Consider the following 17,524-nt stretch of genomic DNA (forward strand, 5'->3'; position numbering starts at 1 on the left):
TCGCGGCTGATACATTGCCAGCCGCGTAATCAAAACCATTTAATGACTGCCTACGGACGAAAGTAGGCCGGATAAGGCGTTTATGCCGCATCCGGCAGTCGTGCGCCATTGCCTGATGCGACGCTGACGCGTCTTATCATGCCTACAAATTCCCGCGCCATCCGTAGGCCGGATAAGGCGTTTATGCCGCATCCGGCAGTCGTGCGCCATTGCCTGATGCGACGCTGACGCGTCTTATCATGCCTGGGATGGGTATACAAAATGTACGTTGTCAACAGTCAACATGATTTGTTGTTGCGCAGATCCAGCGCCACGTCGACGATCATATCCTCCTGGCCACCGACCATCCGGCGTTTACCCAGCTCAACGAGAATATCCACCGCGCTTAAACCATAACGCGCCGCCGCCGTTTCACAGTGACGCAAAAAGCTTGAGTAAACACCAGCGTATCCCAGCGCCAGCGTTTCGCGGTCGACACGTACCGGACGATCCTGCAACGGACGCACCAGGTCGTCAGCGGCATCCATTAACGCATAGAGATCGGTCCCATGCTGCCAGCCCAGTTTATCCGCGGCGGCAATAAACACTTCCAGCGGTGCGTTACCTGCACCCGCGCCCATCCCCGCGAGGCTAGCGTCGATGCGGTCACAGCCCTCTTCCACCGCCGCGATAGAGTTCGCCACACCAAGACTCAGGTTATGGTGAGCATGCATGCCAGTTTGCGTTTCCGGTTTCAGCACCGCTTTCAGGGCGCGGAAACGGTCGCGGATATCGCTCATGTTCATCGCACCGCCAGAATCCACCACATAAATACAGGTCGCACCGTAGCCTTCCATCAGCTTTGCCTGCTTTGCGAGATTCTCCGGCGTGGTCATGTGGCTCATCATCAGAAAGCCAACGGTATCCATTCCGAGTTCGCGGGCATACTGAATATGCTGAGCGGAAACATCAGCTTCGGTGCAGTGCGTAGCCACACGAACCACCCGCGCGCCAGCCTGCCAGGCATTTTTCAGATCGTGAATAGTGCCAATTCCTGGCAGCAATAACGTCGCGATTTTGGCGTGCTTCACCACATCCGCCGCAGCTTCAATCCATTCAAGGTCGCTATGCGCACCGAAACCATAGTTAAAGCTGGACCCCTGCAAACCATCGCCATGGGCCACTTCAATCGAATCCACGCGGGCATCATCCAGTGCTTTGGCAATCTGGCGGACATTTTCAAGTGAATACTGATGACGAATGGCGTGCATACCGTCACGCAACGTGACGTCTGAAATATAAAGTTTTTTACCGTTCATGCCGCTTCTCCTGCCTTGCGCGCCAGTGACTGGGCCATTTTTTCTGCTGTCGCCAGCGCACTGGAAGTCATAATGTCGAGGTTGCCTGCGTAGGCAGGCAGATAATGCGCTGCGCCTTCGACCTCCAGCCAGACCGCCGTTTTCAGCCCAGAGAACTGACCAACGCCCGGTAAATTAACCGGTTTATCCTGCGGGATAACTTCAAACTGCACGCGCTGTTTCAGGCGATATCCCGGTACGTAAGCCTGCACCGCCTCAGCCATTTCATTGATTGAGGCTTCGATATCATCTTGTGAAGCTTCATCGCTCAATACATACACCGTGTCGCGCATCATCAACGGCGGCTCTGCCGGATTAAGCACAATAATCGCCTTCCCTTTTGCCGCGCCGCCTACGACTTCAATGGCTCGCGAGGTGGTTTCCGTAAATTCATCGATATTGGCACGCGTGCCAGGGCCAGCAGATTTACTGGCGATAGAAGCGATGATTTCGGCGTAATGAACACGCGCCACGCGTGAAACCGCCGCTACCATCGGAATGGTGGCCTGGCCGCCGCAGGTGACCATGTTGACGTTCAATTGATCGACGTTTGCGTCGAGATTAACGACCGGCACGCAGTAAGGGCCGATGGCAGCTGGCGTCAGGTCGATTAAGCGAATATCCGGTTTCGCTTCGCGCAAAGCGGCATCGTTTTTCACATGTGCGCCCGCGCTGGTCGCATCAAACACTATATCGATATCAGCAAATTCAGGCATGTTCATCAGCCCAATCACCCCTTCATGGGTGGTAGCGACGCCCATACGTCTGGCACGCGCCAGACCGTCGGACTGAGGATCAATGCCGACCATCACCGCCATCTCCAGATGCTGACCGTGACGCAAAATTTTAATCATCAGGTCGGTGCCAATGTTGCCAGAACCGATAATGGCGACTTTACGCTTACTCATGACAGACTTCCTTTTAGGGCTGCGTTTGAAAATGTCGCAGCAACTGAACCTATGCCTTCGATATGGGCTTCAAAACAATCGCCCGCATTTACCGCCACCATCGGACCTAATGCCCCGGTAAGAATGATATCTCCGGCGCGCAGCGGTTCACCCAGGCTGGCCATTTTGCGTGCCAGCCAGACGGCGGCATTAAGTGGATGCCCCAGACATTCGCTGCCGCGCCCGCTGGAAACCTCTTCGTTATTACGCGTCATCGTCATAGTGCAGTTTTTCAGATCTAACCCTGCCGGACGTTGCGCCGGACCACCGATGACATATACCCCACAGGAGGCGTTATCTGCCACGGTATCGACAAACTGAATCGACCAGTCGCGAATACGGCTGCCCACCACTTCCAGCGCCGGAAGCACCCATTCAATGGCGCTATACAGTTCGTCGAAGGTAATATCCGTTGCGGGTAAATCGCGGTTTAGCACCAGTGCGATCTCTGCTTCAATACGAGGTTGCAGAACACGGGAAAAAGGAATGGTTTCGTTATCGCCATAACACATGTCGGCAAATAATGTTCCGAAATCCGGTTGATCAACCCCCAGTTGTTGCTGCACTTTCGGATGCGTCAGTCCCACTTTACGCCCCACAACGCGACGCCCCAGCGCGACGTCATGTTGCACATTTATGTGCTGAATGCTGTAGGCCGCTTCAGCGTTATCAATACCAATCAGATCGCGTAGCGGCGCAATCGCTTCGCCCTGTTCTGCGGCGCGGCGTAAATCCGCCGCCAGTTGCTCAAGAGTATGCTTCGTCATGACCGTTCCTTAAGGACGTGCGAGGAAATTCAGTACCAGTTGATTGAAAGCGTCGGCATGTTCCCACTGCGCCCAGTGACCACAGTCGCGGAAGATATGCAGCTCAGAACCGGCGATGCCAGAAAGCAGACGCAGCCCTGCGTCCATCGGCACAAAACGGTCGTTACGCCCCCAGACAATCAGAGTTTGCGCTTTGATTTCCGCCAGACGTGGGCCAAAATCCGGGAACTGTTTCGGATTGGCTTCCAGGCTCTTAACGAAGTTTTCCAGGTGATCGCGGCGCGACAGCATATTATTCAGGCGCGCTTCAAACAGGGCGTCGGTCAAATCGCTGGTATCGAAAACGAAGATATCCATCATCAGCTTCAGATTTTCGATAGTCGGCTGGCGATAAAGCTGATTCAGTCGCTTAATGCCTTCAGTTGGCATCGGCGTAAACAAACTCATGCCACCTGTACCGCCGCCCATCAGCACCAGTTTGCCGACGCGCTCCGGCCAGTTAAGGGTGAACGCCACAGAACTGTGGCCGCCCATCGAGTTGCCCAGCAGGTGGATTTTGGCGATATCCAGTTGATCCACCACGCTTTTCAGGATGCGCGCATTGAGATCCGATCGCGAACCACTGTTAACGATCGAATCGCTCTTACCCCAACCAGGATAATCCAGCAGGATCACCCGATAACCAGCTTCTACCAGCGGATCGATATTGCGGCTGAAGTTCGCCCAGCCCGTAGCCCCCGGGCCGGAGCCGTGCAGCAGGACAACGGTTTCGTCGCCTTGTCCGCAATCATTAAAATGGATGCGCAGCGTTTTACCCGCTTCTTCTACATTCAGAAAACGGCTGGTGGCGGCTTCGGTTTGTGGCTGATAACTCATCATCTTCTCCTGCATATTCAGTTCTCTGTTCTGGCGCTTAACGAGCCAAATCCGGCAATCCACTCCGGGATCGGGCGGTAATAACGCCCTTCGCTACGCCAGTTGCCAAACGCAGAAATAGCGGCAAAAGCAGCGACCCAGGTTTTGATTTCATGTGTCGACTTTCCTGCAATGGCGGAAAGCTCTTCGTTACTGACGGCATCCAGTTCCTGTATGCGTCCCTGCTCCAGCAAAGACATGAACTGGTTATCCCAAATCGGGTTGAGCGGATGCAGAGTTCTCTGATCCTCAACAAACCTCTCAGCGGCGCTAATCACCCGTTGCTGGCGCATTTCGCGCTCATTGGCGGGCAAATCTTTCCCGCTACCCAACAGACGATCGCGCATATGGGCATCCGCTTTCGCCAGTTCTGGCACCGGCGGCTGATGGGAAAGCCCACCGGAACCCAGGAACAGCACGCGCTTATTCAGCGTGCTGGTGAAACGTCCAATGGCTTCACCCAACATGCGGGTACGCTGAAAACCAGGTAGCGGCGTGGCGACACCGTTGATGAATACAGGCAGGACCGGCACCTTATCCAGCCCACCGAGCAAGAACTCCAGCGGCTGGGCGAACCCATGATCCACCTGCATACAGTAAGAAACGGCAAGATCAATCCCGCTCTTCATGACGGCATGTGCACAAGCCTCCGCCAACTCCACAGGCACAGGAAGCTCTCCTGCCGCACTGCCGAAATCGCCAATTGCCGTCGCCCCAACGCCTAAACAGAAGGGTGGCATCACGTCATAGAAAAAACCGTTGTAATGATCTGGCGCAAACAGCACCACCAGTTCAGGGGAGAAGGCCGCAATACGCTCGCGGGCGCTGGCAATCACGCCATTGACCTCATCGAGTATCTCTTGCGCCGGGTCGACATACCCTACCAGCGGCGAGTGGGAAAGACAGTGAAGATAAGCGTGCATATCAGGCTACCTTTTCGACAGAAACGTCGACATCAGGGCGGTTGAGTGTCATCACGGACGCCAGTTTATTCAGCGTATTACCCAGAGTTTGCGGAATGGCGATGGCGGCAACAAAGCGATCCGGGCGCATCACCACTAGCGAAGCATTATGTTGTGCGAACCAACTACGCAGGCGACCTTGCGTATCGCCCACGCGCAGCACGCCGTCGTAGTTATCCTGCGCGGTATGAATTTGCACATCCGGCACCACCTGAATGAAGCGAGTACCCAGCGCGCGCCATTGCTGGATTTGCTCATCGCTCATCCCCCACAGTGGATTGCATCCCCAGCCAATTACCGCGAAGTTCGCGCCGATCGCGTTATCGAGCAGCGTCACGTCGCCGTTTTCCAGCGTAACTTTCGGCTGAATAAACATCTTGCCGACCGGAGAGTGTTTCGCTTCGCCTTCACGCACCAGCGCACCGGCGTAATATTGCGGCATCGGCTTGAAGCGCATTTCGAGAAAGTAGCGTTTTACTGGCGGCAGATAATTCAGCAGCCAGGAAACACCGTCACGTAACGTACCCTGCCAGCGTTTCGGCGGAGCCAGTACGTTGCCCGCCGTCACCGACAGATCAATCATCGCTTTGGCGTGATCGCGACGTTCTTGTTGATAGGTATCGAGCAGCGCATCACGAGCTTTCCCCTGGATAACCAACGCCAGTTTCCAGGCGAGGTTAAAGGCGTCGCGCATACCACTGTTATAGCCCTGCCCCTGCCACACCGGCATGATATGCGCGGCATCGCCCGCCAGCAGTACGCGGTCAATACGAAAACGTTGTGCCAGTCGCGCGTTGTGGGTGTAGACACGCTGACGAATCAATTCGACGTTGTCCGGATTAGGCAGCACTTTGCTTAACAGCTTGCGCATATTTTGCGGCTCGCGGAGCTGTTCTTCGGTTTCGCCCGGCATCACCATAAATTCAAAGCGACGTACCGCATGAGGCAGAGCCGCAGAAACATACGGGCGCACCGGATCGCAACACAAATAGATATGCGGCGTACTTAACGGATCGTTGGCGATATCCACCACAATCCACTGATTTGGTGCGGTTTTACCTTCAAACGGCACATTCAGGGTGCGCCGGACAAAACTTGCTCCACCGTCACAGGCTACCAGCCACTGGGCTTTGACCGTTTCCCGCTGCCCTTCTGCCGTTTTCAGATACAAGGTCACTTCGTCATCTTGCTGGCTGAAGGCCTCCAGCTCGCGGGAAAACAGGCAGCGCACATTCGGAAACCGCGACAACCCTTCCAGCATCACCGCATCGACCTGCGGCTGAATAAAGGCGTTACGACGCGGCCAGCCAAATTCATCGGTCATTGGCTGAATATCAGCAAAACAGCGGCCTTTTGGGGTAAGAAAACGCATCGCATGCCACGGCGTAGTATGCGGCAGAACATTATCGACAAGGTCAACCGACTGCATGGTGCGCAGCGCCTCGTCATCAATTCCAATCGCGCGTGGATAGTCGATCAACTTATCGAGTTTCTCCACCACCAGCACGTCAATGCCCATCTGGCCGAGATAGTTCGCCATCATCAGCCCGACCGGACCGGCACCAGCGATCGCCACCTGAACGCAATGGTTAACAGCAGGCTGGATGTCAGGGTGTTGTATTGCCATTTCAGTACCTCACGACTCGGACAAAATGCCGTTGCGCGCACAGTTCAACGCAACTTATTTTGTTAAAAACATGTAAATGATTTTTTATTGTGCGCTCAGTATAGGAAGGGTGTTTTCGGCTACAATCAAAACATGCCTGAATGTGCACCAGGTGCACAACGTTGTTTTAACTATAGAAATGTCAATTAATATGCAGAACAATGAGCAGACGGAATACAAAACCGTGCGCGGTTTAACCCGCGGTCTAATGTTATTAAATATGTTAAATAAACTTGACGGCGGTGCCAGCGTCGGGCTGCTGGCGGAGCTCAGCGGCCTGCATCGCACCACTGTGCGGCGACTGCTGGAAACGCTGCAGGAAGAGGGATATGTCCGGCGCAGTACCTCCGATGACAGTTTTCGTCTGACCATCAAAGTGCGGCAATTAAGCGAAGGATTTCGTGACGAACAATGGATTTCTGCACTGGCAGCCCCGCTGCTGGGCGATCTGTTGCGCGAAGTGGTATGGCCGACAGATGTGTCCACGCTGGATGTAGATGCAATGGTGGTTCGCGAAACCACCCACCGTTTCAGCCGCTTATCCTTTCACCGGGCAATGGTCGGGCGACGTTTACCGCTTCTGAAAACCGCCTCGGGCCTGACCTGGCTGGCCTTTTGCCCGGAACAAGAACGCAAGGAGTTAATCGAAATGTTAGCCGCCCGCCCCGGTGATGACTATCAACTGGCACGGGAACCGTTAAAGCTGGAAGCCATTCTGGCGCGCGCACGCAAAGAGGGTTACGGACAGAACTACCGTGGCTGGGATCAGGAAGAGAAGATCGCCTCCATTGCCGTGCCCCTACGCAGTGAACAACGGGTGATTGGCTGTCTGAATCTGGTGTATATGGCAAGCGCAATGACCATCGAACAGGCAGCGGAAAAGCATCTTCCGGCGCTACAACGGGTAGCAAAACAGATCGAAGAAGGGGTTGAATCGCAGGCTATTCTGGTGGCCGGACGGCGAAGCGGCGTGCATTTACGCTAGTTGCGCCAATGTGTAATTTGGCCCATTCTCATCGTTATTCGCCCATTTGCCCACATGCACAGTACGGGCTGCACGCTACGCTAATGCCATCAATACTGTGATGTGGAGCAAATCATGAAAATTACTCAAATTCGTAATGCCACCCAAATTATCCAATACGCTGGCAAAACATTTCTTATTGACCCGTTACTCGCGCCTAAAGGAAGTTATCCGGGTTTTGCCGGAACGGCACGCGCAGAAATCCGCAATCCAACGGTAGAATTACCGTGCGATTTAACAACGTTACTCAACGTTGACGCCCTAATAGTGACCCATTTGCATGAAGATCACTGGGACGAAACAGCCTCCCGCGTCGTCCCCAAAGATAAACAGATTTATGTGCAAAATGAGCAAGATGCTGAATCACTGGATAAACAAGGATTTACGCATCTTACCGTACTTGCCGACGAGACTAAATTTGGCGATATTACTCTGCATAAAACGACAGGGCAGCACGGCTCCGATCGCACCTATGCAGACCCGGCTATGGCGAAGCGTTTAGGCGCAGCCTGCGGCGTTGTTTTCCAGCACCCGACAGAGAAAACGCTCTATCTGGCTGGCGATACCCTCTGGCGTGATGACGTCGAGGCTACAATGCTAACTTTCCAACCAGAAGTGGTGGTGTTGAATGCCGGATTTGCGCATGTTCTGGGGCATGGCGCGATAATTATGGGAGCTGAAGATATTCTCAAAACACATTTCACCCTGCCAGAAGCGCAAATTGTCGCGACACATATGGAGGCCGTAAACCACTGTTTGCTGACGCGTGATGCGCTCAAGGAATACGCCAGAGATAATCAAATTATCGAATTTGTGAACGTACCAGAAGATGGTGAAACGTTGACATTCTAATTCGGAGATAAAGAGTGTTATGCGCCCGCTAACTGTTGCCATTATCGCCGTTGCCGGTTTTAGTCCTTTTCACCTTTCCGTACCGTTTATCGTGTTTAGCGAAAAAATGGCGGAGAAAAAACGCTTTCATGTAATTATCTGCGCTGAAAAGCCGGGAAACGTGGACTCTGCCGATGGGTTTTCCGTAACCGCCACCCATGACTATACGGCAGTCATCCAGGCGGATATTGTGATAATTCCTTACTGGGGAACAATTACACAAAAACCGCCACAAAAACTGCTGGAAGCCTTAACGACCGCACGAGATAACGGGGCACAGATTGTCGGGCTTTGCCTGGGCACGTTTGTGCTCGGCTATGCAGGTTTACTGAACAATAAGCGTGCTGCCACGCACTGGGAGTTCGAGCGTGAATTTCAGGCACGTTTTCCACAAACACATCTGGATATTAACGCGTTGTATGTAGACGATGATGGCATTATTACCTCTGCCGGTACTGCCGCGGCGCTGGATTGCTGTTTGTATATTGTTCGGCAACATTTTGGCAGCGACTATGCTAACCATATTGCCCGACGGATGGTCGTACCGCCATATCGCACCGGCGGTCAGGCGCAGTTTATAGAGCAACCGGTGCCGAAAAATACCCATGATGAACGCATTAACCTCCTGCTGGATTACCTGCGGCAAAACATTGCGCAACAGCATGATCTCGACTCGCTGGCTCAGCGAGTAATGATGAGTCGCCGCACACTAACCCGTCATTTTATGAAAGCGACCGGTTCGAGTATCGCCGAATGGCTCATCACTGAACGCTTACGCCGTAGCCAGGAACTGTTGGGATCCAGTCAGTTGCCCGTTGAGCGGATAGCGGCTGAGGTGGGTTTTCTCTCACCTGTGACCTGGCGTCAGCATTTTAAATCTCACTTCGGCGTCAGCCCCGCAGAATGGCGCAAAACCTTTCGTGGTATGGCATGATAGCGCCCGGAAGAAAGTCAATTCAGGGTGGTGAATGTGAAACCAGTAACGCTATACGATGTCGCGGAGTATGCCGGTGTCTCTTATCAGACCGTTTCGCGCGTGGTGAATCAGGCTAGCCACGTTTCAGCGAAAACGCGGGAAAAAGTGGAAGCGGCGATGGCGGAGCTAAATTACATTCCCAACCGCGTAGCACAACAGTTAGCGGGCAAACAGTCGTTGCTGATTGGCGTTGCCACCTCCAGTCTGGCCCTGCACGCACCGTCGCAAATTGTCGCGGCGATTAAATCTCGCGCCGATCAACTGGGTGCCAGCGTGGTGGTGTCGATGGTAGAAAGAAGTGGTGTCGAAGCCTGTAAAGCGGCAGTACACAATCTTCTCGCGCAACGCGTAAGTGGTCTGATCATCAACTATCCGCTGGATGACCAGGATGCCATTGCTGTGGAGGCAGCCTGCGCTAATGTTCCGGCGCTATTTCTTGATGTCTCTGACCAGACTCCCATCAACAGTATTATTTTTTCCCATGAAGACGGTACGCGGCTGGGCGTAGAGCATTTGGTCGCATTGGGTCACCAGCAAATCGCGCTGTTAGCGGGCCCATTAAGTTCTGTCTCGGCGCGTCTGCGTCTGGCGGGCTGGCATAAATATCTTAAACACAATCAAATTCAACCGATAGCGGAACGGGAAGGCGACTGGAGCGCCATGTCCGGTTTTCATCAAACCATGCAGATGCTGAATGAGGGCATCATTCCTACCGCGATGCTGGTTGCCAACGACCAGATGGCGCTGGGTGCAATGCGCGCCATTACCGAGTTCGGGCTGCGCGTCGGCGCGGATATCTCGGTAGTGGGATACGACGATACCGAAGACAGCTCGTGTTATATCCCGCCATTAACGACCATCAAACAGGATTTTCGCCTGCTTGGGCAAACCAGCGTGGACCGCTTGCTGCAACTCTCTCAGGGCCAGGCGGTGAAGGGCAATCAGCTGTTGCCCGTCTCACTGGTGAAACGAAAAACCACCCTGCCACCCAATACGCAAACCGCTTCTCCCCAGGCGTTGGCTGATTCCTTAATGCAACTGGCGCGACAAATTTCCCGACTGGAAAGCGAGCAGTGAGCGCAACGCAATTAATGTGAGTCAGCTCACTCATTAGGCACCCCAGGCTTTACACCTGATGTGTCCGACTCGTATGTTGTATGAAATTGTGAGCGGATAACAATTTCACACAGGATACAGCTATGACCATGATTACGGATTCACTGGCCGTCGTATTACAACGTCGTGACTGGGAAAACCCTGGCGTTACCCAACTCAACCGCATTGCGGCGCATCCTCCTTTCGCCAGCTGGCGAAATAGTGAAGAGGCCCGCAATAATCGCCCTTCCCGGCAGTTACGCAGCCTGAATGGTGAGTGGCAATTTGCCTGGTTCCCGTCCCCAGAAGCGGTGCCGGAAAGTTGGCTGGAGCGCGATCTTCCTGACGCCGATACTGTCGTCGTCCCCTCAAACTGGCAGATGCTCGGTTACGATGCGCCTATCTACACCAATGTGACCTATCCCATTGCAGTCAATCCACCGTTTGTTCCCACGGAGAATCCGACAGGTTGTTACTCGCTCACATTTAATGTTGATGAAAGCTGGTTACAGGAAGGCCAGACGCGAATTATTTTTGATGGCGTTAACTCGGCGTTTCATTTGTGGTGCAACGGGCGCTGGGTCGGTTACGGACAGGACAGCCGTTTGCCGTCTGAATTTGACCTCAGCGCATTTTTACGCGCCGGAGATAACCGCCTCGCGGTGATGGTGCTGCGCTGGAGTGACGGTAGCTATCTGGAAGATCAGGATATGTGGCGAATGAGCGGCATTTTCCGTGACGTCTCGTTGCTGCATAAACCGACCACACAAATCAGCGATTTCCATGTTGTTACTCACTTTAATGATGATTTCAGCCGCGCTGTTCTGGAAACAGAAATTCAGATGTGCGGTGAACTGCGCGATGCGTTGAGGGTGACGGTTTCTTTGTGGCAGGGTGAAACGCAGGTCGCCAGCGGCACCGCGCCTTTCGGCGGTGAAATTATCGATGAGCGTGGCGGTTATGCCGATCGCGTCACACTACGTCTGAACGTCGAAAACCCGAAACTGTGGAGCGCCGAAATCCCGAATCTCTATCGTGCAGTTATTGAACTGCACACCTCCGACGGCACGCTGATTGAAGCAGAAGCCTGCGATGTCGGTTTCCGCGAGGTGCGGATTGAAAATGGTCTCCTGCTGCTGAACGGCAAGCCGTTGCTGATTCGCGGCGTTAACCGTCACGAGCATCATCCTCTGCATGGTCAGGTCATGGATGAGCAAACGATGGTGCAGGATATCCTGCTGATGAAGCAGAACAACTTTAACGCCGTGCGCTGTTCGCATTATCCGAACCACCCGCTGTGGTACACGCTGTGCGACCGCTACGGCCTGTATGTGGTGGATGAAGCCAATATTGAAACCCACGGCATGGTGCCAATGAATCGTCTGACCGATGATCCACGCTGGCTACCGGCCATGAGTGAACGCGTAACGCGGATGGTGCAGCGCGATCGAAATCACCCGAGCGTAATTATCTGGTCGCTGGGTAATGAATCGGGCCACGGTGCTAATCACGACGCACTCTATCGCTGGATTAAATCTGTCGATCCCTCCCGCCCGGTGCAGTATGAAGGCGGCGGAGCCGACACTTCTGCAACCGATATTATTTGCCCGATGTACGCGCGTGTGGATGAAGACCAGCCCTTCCCGGCTGTGCCGAAATGGTCCATTAAAAAATGGCTTTCGCTGCCTGGAGAGACGCGCCCGCTGATCCTTTGCGAATACGCCCACGCAATGGGTAACAGTCTTGGCGGCTTCGCGAAATACTGGCAGGCGTTTCGTCAGTACCCCCGTTTACAGGGTGGATTCGTCTGGGACTGGGTGGATCAGTCGCTGATTAAATATGATGAAAACGGCAACCCGTGGTCGGCTTACGGTGGTGACTTTGGCGATACGCCGAACGATCGCCAGTTCTGCATGAACGGTCTGGTCTTTGCCGACCGCACGCCACATCCGGCAATGACAGAAGCAAAACACCAACAGCAGTTTTTCCAGTTCCGTTTATCCGGGCGAACCATCGAAGTGACCAGCGAATACCTGTTTCGTCATAGCGATAACGAGCTCCTGCACTGGTCGGTGGCGCTGGATGGCAAGCCGCTGGCAAGCGGTGAAGTGCCTCTGACTGTCGCTCCACAAGGTAAACAGTTGATTGAACTGCCTAAACTGACGCGGCCGGAGAGCGCCGGACAACTCTGGCTTACGGTACACGTAGTGCAACCTAACGCGACCGCCTGGTCAGAAGCCGGACACATCAGCGCCTGGCAACAATGGCGACTGGCGGAAAACCTCAGTGTGGCACTCCCCTCCGCGCCCCACACCATTCCGCAACTGACCACCAGCGAAACGGATTTTTGCATCGCGCTGGGTAATAAGCGTTGGCAATTTAACCGCCAGTCAGGCTTTCTTTCACAGATGTGGATTGGCGATGAAAAACAACTGCTGACGCCGCTGCGCGATCAGTTCACCCGTGCCCCGCTGGATAACGACATTGGCGTCAGTGAAGCGACCCGCAATGACCCGAATGCCTGGGTAGAACGCTGGAAGGCGGCGGGCCATTACCAGGCCGAAGCCGCGTTGTTGCAGTGCACGGCAGATACGCTTGCCGACGCGGTGCTGATTACCACTGTCCACGCCTGGCAGTATCAGGGGAAAACCTTATTTATCAGCCGGAAAACCTACCGTATCGATGGGCACGGTGAAATGGTCGTCAGTGTGGATGTTGAAGTAGCGAGCGACACACCGCATCCGGCGCGGATTGGCCTGACCTGCGAGCTCGCACATGTCGCAGAGCGGGTAAACTGGCTCGGATTAGGGCCGCAAGAAAACTATCCCGACCGTCTGACTGCGGCCTGTTTTGACCGCTGGGACTTGCCATTGTCAGACATGTATACCCCGTACGTCTTCCCGAGCGAAAACGGTCTGCGCTGCGGGACGCGCGAATTGAATTATGGACCACACCAGTGGCGCGGCGACTTCCAGTTCAACATCAGCCGCTACAGCCAACAACAACTGATGGAAACCAGCCATCGCCATCTGCTGCGCGCGGAAGAAGGCACATGGCTAAATATCGACGGTTTCCATATGGGAATTGGTGGCGACGACTCCTGGAGCCCGTCAGTGTCGGCGGAATTCCAGCTGAGCGCCGGTCGCTACCATTACCAGTTGGTCTGGTGTCAAAAATAATAATAACCGGGCAGGCCATGTCTGCCCGTATTTCGCGTAAGGAAATCCATTATGTACTATTTAAAAAACACAAACTTTTGGATGTTCGGTTTTTTCTTTTTCTTTTATTTTTTTATCATGGGAGCCTACTTCCCGTTTTTCCCCATTTGGCTACATGACATCAACCATATCAGCAAAAGTGATACGGGTATTATTTTTGCCGCTATTTCTCTGTTCTCGCTATTATTCCAACCGCTGTTTGGTCTGCTTTCTGACAAACTCGGGCTGCGCAAATACCTGCTGTGGATGATTACCGGCATGTTAGTAATGTTTGCGCCGTTCTTTATTTTTATCTTCGGGCCACTATTACAATACAACATTTTAGTAGGGTCGATTGTTGGTGGTATTTATCTTGGCTTTTGTTTTAACGCCGGTGCGCCAGCAGTAGAGGCATTTATCGAGAAAGTCAGCCGTCGCAGTAATTTCGAATTTGGTCGCGCGCGGATGTTTGGCTGTGTTGGCTGGGCGCTGTGTGCCTCGATTGTCGGCATCATGTTCACCATCAATAATCAGTTTGTTTTCTGGCTGGGCTCTGGCTGTGCACTCATCCTCGCCGTTTTACTCTTTTTCGCCAAAACGGATGCGCCCTCTTCTGCCACGGTTGCCAATGCGGTAGGTGCCAACCATTCGGCATTTAGCCTTAAGCTGGCGCTGGAACTGTTCAGACAGCCAAAACTGTGGTTTTTGTCACTGTATGTTATTGGCGTTTCCTGCACCTACGATGTTTTTGACCAACAGTTTGCTAATTTCTTTACTTCGTTCTTTGCCACCGGTGAGCAGGGTACGCGGGTATTTGGCTACGTAACGACAATGGGCGAATTACTTAACGCCTCGATTATGTTCTTTGCGCCACTGATCATTAATCGCATCGGTGGAAAAAACGCTCTGCTGCTGGCTGGCACTATTATGTCAGTACGTATTATTGGCTCATCGTTCGCTACCTCAGCGCTGGAAGTGGTTATTCTGAAAACACTGCATATGTTTGAAGTACCGTTCCTGCTGGTGGGCTGCTTTAAATATATTACCAGCCAGTTTGAAGTGCGTTTTTCAGCGACAATTTATCTGGTCTGTTTCTGCTTCTTTAAGCAGTTGGCGATGATTTTCATGTCTGTTCTGGCGGGTAATATGTATGAAAGCATCGGTTTCCAGGGCGCTTATCTGGTGCTGGGTCTGGTAGCACTGGGCTTCACCTTAATTTCCGTGTTCACGCTTAGCGGCCCCGGTCCGCTTTCTCTACTACGTCGCCAGGTGAAGGAAGTCGCTTAAGTAATCAATGTCGGATACGGCGCACGCGCCTTATCCGACCAGCATATCAGGACAGAATGATCAAAATGAACATGTCGATGACAGAAAGAATAAAAGCAGGAAAGCTATTTACCGATATGTGCGAAGGCTTACCTGAAAAAAGACTTCGTGGGAAAACATTAATGTATGAGTTTAATCATTCGCATCCAGCGGAAGTTGAAAAAAGAGAAAGCCTGATAAAAAAAATGTTTGCCACGGTAGGGGAAAATGCCTGGGTAGAACCACCTGTCTATTTCTCTTACGGCTCCAACATCCATATAGGCCGCAATTTTTATGCAAATTTCAATTTAACCATTGTCGATGATTACACGGTAACGATCGGTGATAACGTACTGGTTGCCCCCAACGTTACCATTTCCGTTACGGGACACCCTGTACACCATGAGTTAAGAAAAAACGGAGAGATGTACTCTTTTCCGATAACGATTGGTAATAACGTCTGGATCGGCAGCCATGTGGTCATTAATCCAGGCGTCACCATCGGGGATAATTCTGTTATTGGCGCGGGAAGTGTCGTCACAAAAGACATTCCACCAAACGTCGTAGCTGCTGGCATTCCTTGTCGGGTTATTCGCGAAATAAACGACCGGGATAAGCAATATTATTTCAAAGATTTTAAAGTTGAATCGTCAGTTTGAATAAGCAAAATTGCCTGATGCGCTCCGCTTATCAGGCCTATAAGTTCAGTGATCTACGTAGGCCGCATCCGGCGTAAACAAAGCGCAGGAACGAGCGTCGCATCATGCCTCTTTGACCCACAGCTGCGGAAAACGTGCTGGTGCAAAACGCAGGGTTAAGATCATCAGCCCAACGACGCACAGCGCATGAAACGCCCAGTCCATCAGGTAATTGCCACTGATACTACGCAGCACACCAGAAAACCACGGAGCAAGCCCGGCAATGATAAAACCGATCCCCTGCATAAACGCCACCAGTTTGCCAGCAATAGCGGGTTGCGCAGAGTGATCGAGCGCCAGCAGCAAACAGAGCGGAAATGCGCCACCCAGACCTAACCCACACACCATCGCCCAGAAGACCGGCAATTGCAGCGGCAGCCAGATAAAGCCGCAGAAACCCACCAGTTGTAACGCCAGTGCCAGCATTAATAGTTTGCGCCGATCCTGATGGCGAGCCATAGCAGGCATCAGCAATGCCCCTGCGGCTTGACCAAGCGTCATCAACGCCAGCAAGGAACCGCTGTACTGCGTGCTGGCACCGATCTCAATATAGAAGGCGGGTAACCAGGCAATCAGACTGGCGTAACCGCCGTTAATCAGACCGAAGTAAACACCCAGCGTCCAGGCGCGGGGAGTGAAGACTACGCGAACCGGAGTGGTTGTTGTCTTGTGGGAAGATACGACCTCGCGGGAGCTTTGCCACCACCAGGCAAAGAGCGCAATAATGGCAGGCAGCGCCCACCAGGCGAGAGTCTGGAACCAAATCTCGCTGTGTTGAACTAACCAGGGCGTCAGGGCGGCACCAAGTCCACCGCCGCCCATCAGAGCCGCAGACCACAGCCCCATCACCAGTGGCGTGCGCTGCTGAAACCGCTGTTTAATCACCGAAGGCATCACCGCCTGAATGATGCCGATCCCCACTCCACCGAGCAGTGCGCTGCTAAGCAGCAGCACACTTTGAGGGTAAAGCTCACGCATCAATGCACCGACGGCAATCAGCAACAAACTGATGGCGACGCTGCGACGTTCGCTGACATGCTGATGAAGCCAGCTTCCGGCCAGCGCCAGCCCGCCCATGGTGACCACCGGCAGAGCGGTCAACAGGGCAGCCACGCTAAAGCTCATTCCGCTCGCCTGGCGCAATTGCGGTAGCAGTGGCCCGACGGAGGTGAGCAGTGGTCGCATATTAAGACCAATCAGCACCAGAACCAGCAGCATCGTGAACGTCTTTTGATGGTCGCGCATGGCTGTCAGAACGGTTTGGTCGGCAGATATTTACCATCTAAAGTGATGACAGCACGTTCGCCACCTTCCGGGTCCGCCACTTTCTTGACGTCGAGTTTGAAGTTAATCGCACTGATAATGCCATCGCCAAACTTCTCATGAACCAACGCTTTCAGGGTCGTACCGTACACCTGCAACATTTCATAGAAACGGTACATCGTTGGGTCGGTTGGAACACGGTCATCAATGCAGCCACGCAGTGGAATCATCTGCAACAGTAAAATGGCGTCTTCGTCGAGCTCCAGCTTCGCCCCGACCAGGCGGGCAGCGTCGGCAGGAAGCGCCTGCTGCCCCAGCAAAGCCGCGGTCACAAAGGCTTCTGCCAGACCGGTGCCGTCGGCAATCTCGGCAAATGAGAGATCTTTTTTAGCTTTGCTGAGCAAAATGGCATCGGCAAGATCAAGACGAATATTGCGGTTAATTTGCGACTGAATCATGGTGAATCTCCTGAAGGTTTAAA

At 53.3% G+C, this 17,524-nt stretch carries 15 protein-coding genes; 7 read left to right on the forward strand and 8 right to left on the reverse strand.

Annotated features, from left to right (window positions below):
• Positions 1–278 precede the first annotated feature (278 nt).
• From mhpE to BEB42_RS08330, 6 genes are read right to left on the reverse strand one after another with little or no spacing between them, the layout of a single operon-like run.
• A complete protein-coding gene (gene mhpE / locus BEB42_RS08305) occupies positions 279–1,298 on the reverse strand; it encodes a 4-hydroxy-2-oxovalerate aldolase (protein WP_001013508.1) in 1,020 nt (339 codons plus the stop codon).
• Positions 1,295–2,245, reverse strand: a complete 951-nt coding sequence (gene mhpF, locus BEB42_RS08310) for an acetaldehyde dehydrogenase (RefSeq protein ID WP_047644767.1) — start codon at positions 2,243–2,245, stop codon at positions 1,295–1,297. The genes mhpE and mhpF overlap by 4 nt, the downstream gene beginning before the upstream one ends.
• Entirely contained in the window at positions 2,242–3,051 is an 810-nt protein-coding gene (gene mhpD / locus BEB42_RS08315) for a 2-keto-4-pentenoate hydratase (protein ID WP_105267285.1), read from the reverse strand. Before mhpD ends, mhpF begins: the two co-directional genes overlap by 4 nt.
• A 9-nt stretch (positions 3,052–3,060) precedes the next feature.
• On the reverse strand, positions 3,061–3,927 hold the full coding sequence (gene mhpC / locus BEB42_RS08320; RefSeq protein ID WP_105267286.1) for a 2-hydroxy-6-oxonona-2,4-dienedioate hydrolase: 867 nt from the start codon (positions 3,925–3,927) through the stop codon (positions 3,061–3,063).
• Between the two features lie 17 nt (positions 3,928–3,944).
• Positions 3,945–4,889, reverse strand: coding sequence for a 2,3-dihydroxyphenylpropionate/2,3-dihydroxicinnamic acid 1,2-dioxygenase (gene mhpB / locus BEB42_RS08325; RefSeq protein WP_000543449.1), 945 nt, complete (start codon positions 4,887–4,889; stop codon positions 3,945–3,947).
• 1 nt (position 4,890) lies between these two features.
• Entirely contained in the window at positions 4,891–6,555 is a 1,665-nt protein-coding gene (locus tag BEB42_RS08330) for a bifunctional 3-(3-hydroxy-phenyl)propionate/3-hydroxycinnamic acid hydroxylase (protein ID WP_105267287.1), read from the reverse strand.
• Positions 6,556–6,745: 190 nt separating this feature from the next.
• Here BEB42_RS08330 and BEB42_RS08335 point away from each other — a divergent pair, with 190 nt between their 5' ends.
• The 7 genes from BEB42_RS08335 to lacA all read left to right on the forward strand — a co-directional run bounded on the left by BEB42_RS08335 (position 6,746) and on the right by lacA (position 15,741).
• Positions 6,746–7,579 (forward strand): DNA-binding transcriptional regulator, encoded by an 834-nt coding sequence (locus BEB42_RS08335; RefSeq protein ID WP_236942403.1) that lies wholly within the window; start codon positions 6,746–6,748, stop codon positions 7,577–7,579.
• Positions 7,580–7,693: 114 nt separating this feature from the next.
• A complete protein-coding gene (locus BEB42_RS08340; RefSeq protein ID WP_123058303.1) occupies positions 7,694–8,470 on the forward strand; it encodes an MBL fold metallo-hydrolase in 777 nt (258 codons plus the stop codon).
• 19 nt (positions 8,471–8,489) lie between these two features.
• Complete coding sequence (locus BEB42_RS08345) at positions 8,490–9,443, forward strand: GlxA family transcriptional regulator (protein ID WP_001247700.1); 954 nt, start codon at positions 8,490–8,492, stop codon at positions 9,441–9,443.
• A gap of 36 nt (positions 9,444–9,479) precedes the next feature.
• Complete coding sequence (gene lacI / locus BEB42_RS08350) at positions 9,480–10,562, forward strand: DNA-binding transcriptional repressor LacI (RefSeq protein WP_000805874.1); 1,083 nt, start codon at positions 9,480–9,482, stop codon at positions 10,560–10,562.
• 122 nt (positions 10,563–10,684) lie between these two features.
• Positions 10,685–13,759 (forward strand): beta-galactosidase, encoded by a 3,075-nt coding sequence (gene lacZ / locus BEB42_RS08360; RefSeq protein ID WP_000177856.1) that lies wholly within the window; start codon positions 10,685–10,687, stop codon positions 13,757–13,759.
• Between the two features lie 51 nt (positions 13,760–13,810).
• The gene (gene lacY / locus BEB42_RS08365) at positions 13,811–15,064 is read left to right on the forward strand and encodes a lactose permease (RefSeq protein ID WP_000291531.1); all 1,254 of its coding nucleotides are present in this window, start codon (positions 13,811–13,813) and stop codon (positions 15,062–15,064) included.
• A gap of 65 nt (positions 15,065–15,129) precedes the next feature.
• Complete coding sequence (gene lacA / locus BEB42_RS08370; RefSeq protein ID WP_024218666.1) at positions 15,130–15,741, forward strand: galactoside O-acetyltransferase; 612 nt, start codon at positions 15,130–15,132, stop codon at positions 15,739–15,741.
• 102 nt (positions 15,742–15,843) lie between these two features.
• Here lacA and cynX read toward each other — a convergent pair whose 3' ends face one another.
• A complete protein-coding gene (gene cynX / locus BEB42_RS08375) occupies positions 15,844–17,025 on the reverse strand; it encodes a cyanate transporter CynX (RefSeq protein WP_001353417.1) in 1,182 nt (393 codons plus the stop codon).
• A gap of 5 nt (positions 17,026–17,030) precedes the next feature.
• Positions 17,031–17,501: a cyanase gene (gene cynS / locus BEB42_RS08380; protein ID WP_000616244.1), complete on the reverse strand. Its 471-nt coding sequence runs from the start codon at positions 17,499–17,501 to the stop codon at positions 17,031–17,033.
• Between the last annotated feature and the right edge of the window lie 23 nt (positions 17,502–17,524).

The organism is Escherichia sp. MOD1-EC5990, from assembly GCF_002965285.1.
Lineage (GTDB): Bacteria > Pseudomonadota > Gammaproteobacteria > Enterobacterales > Enterobacteriaceae > Escherichia > Escherichia coli_F.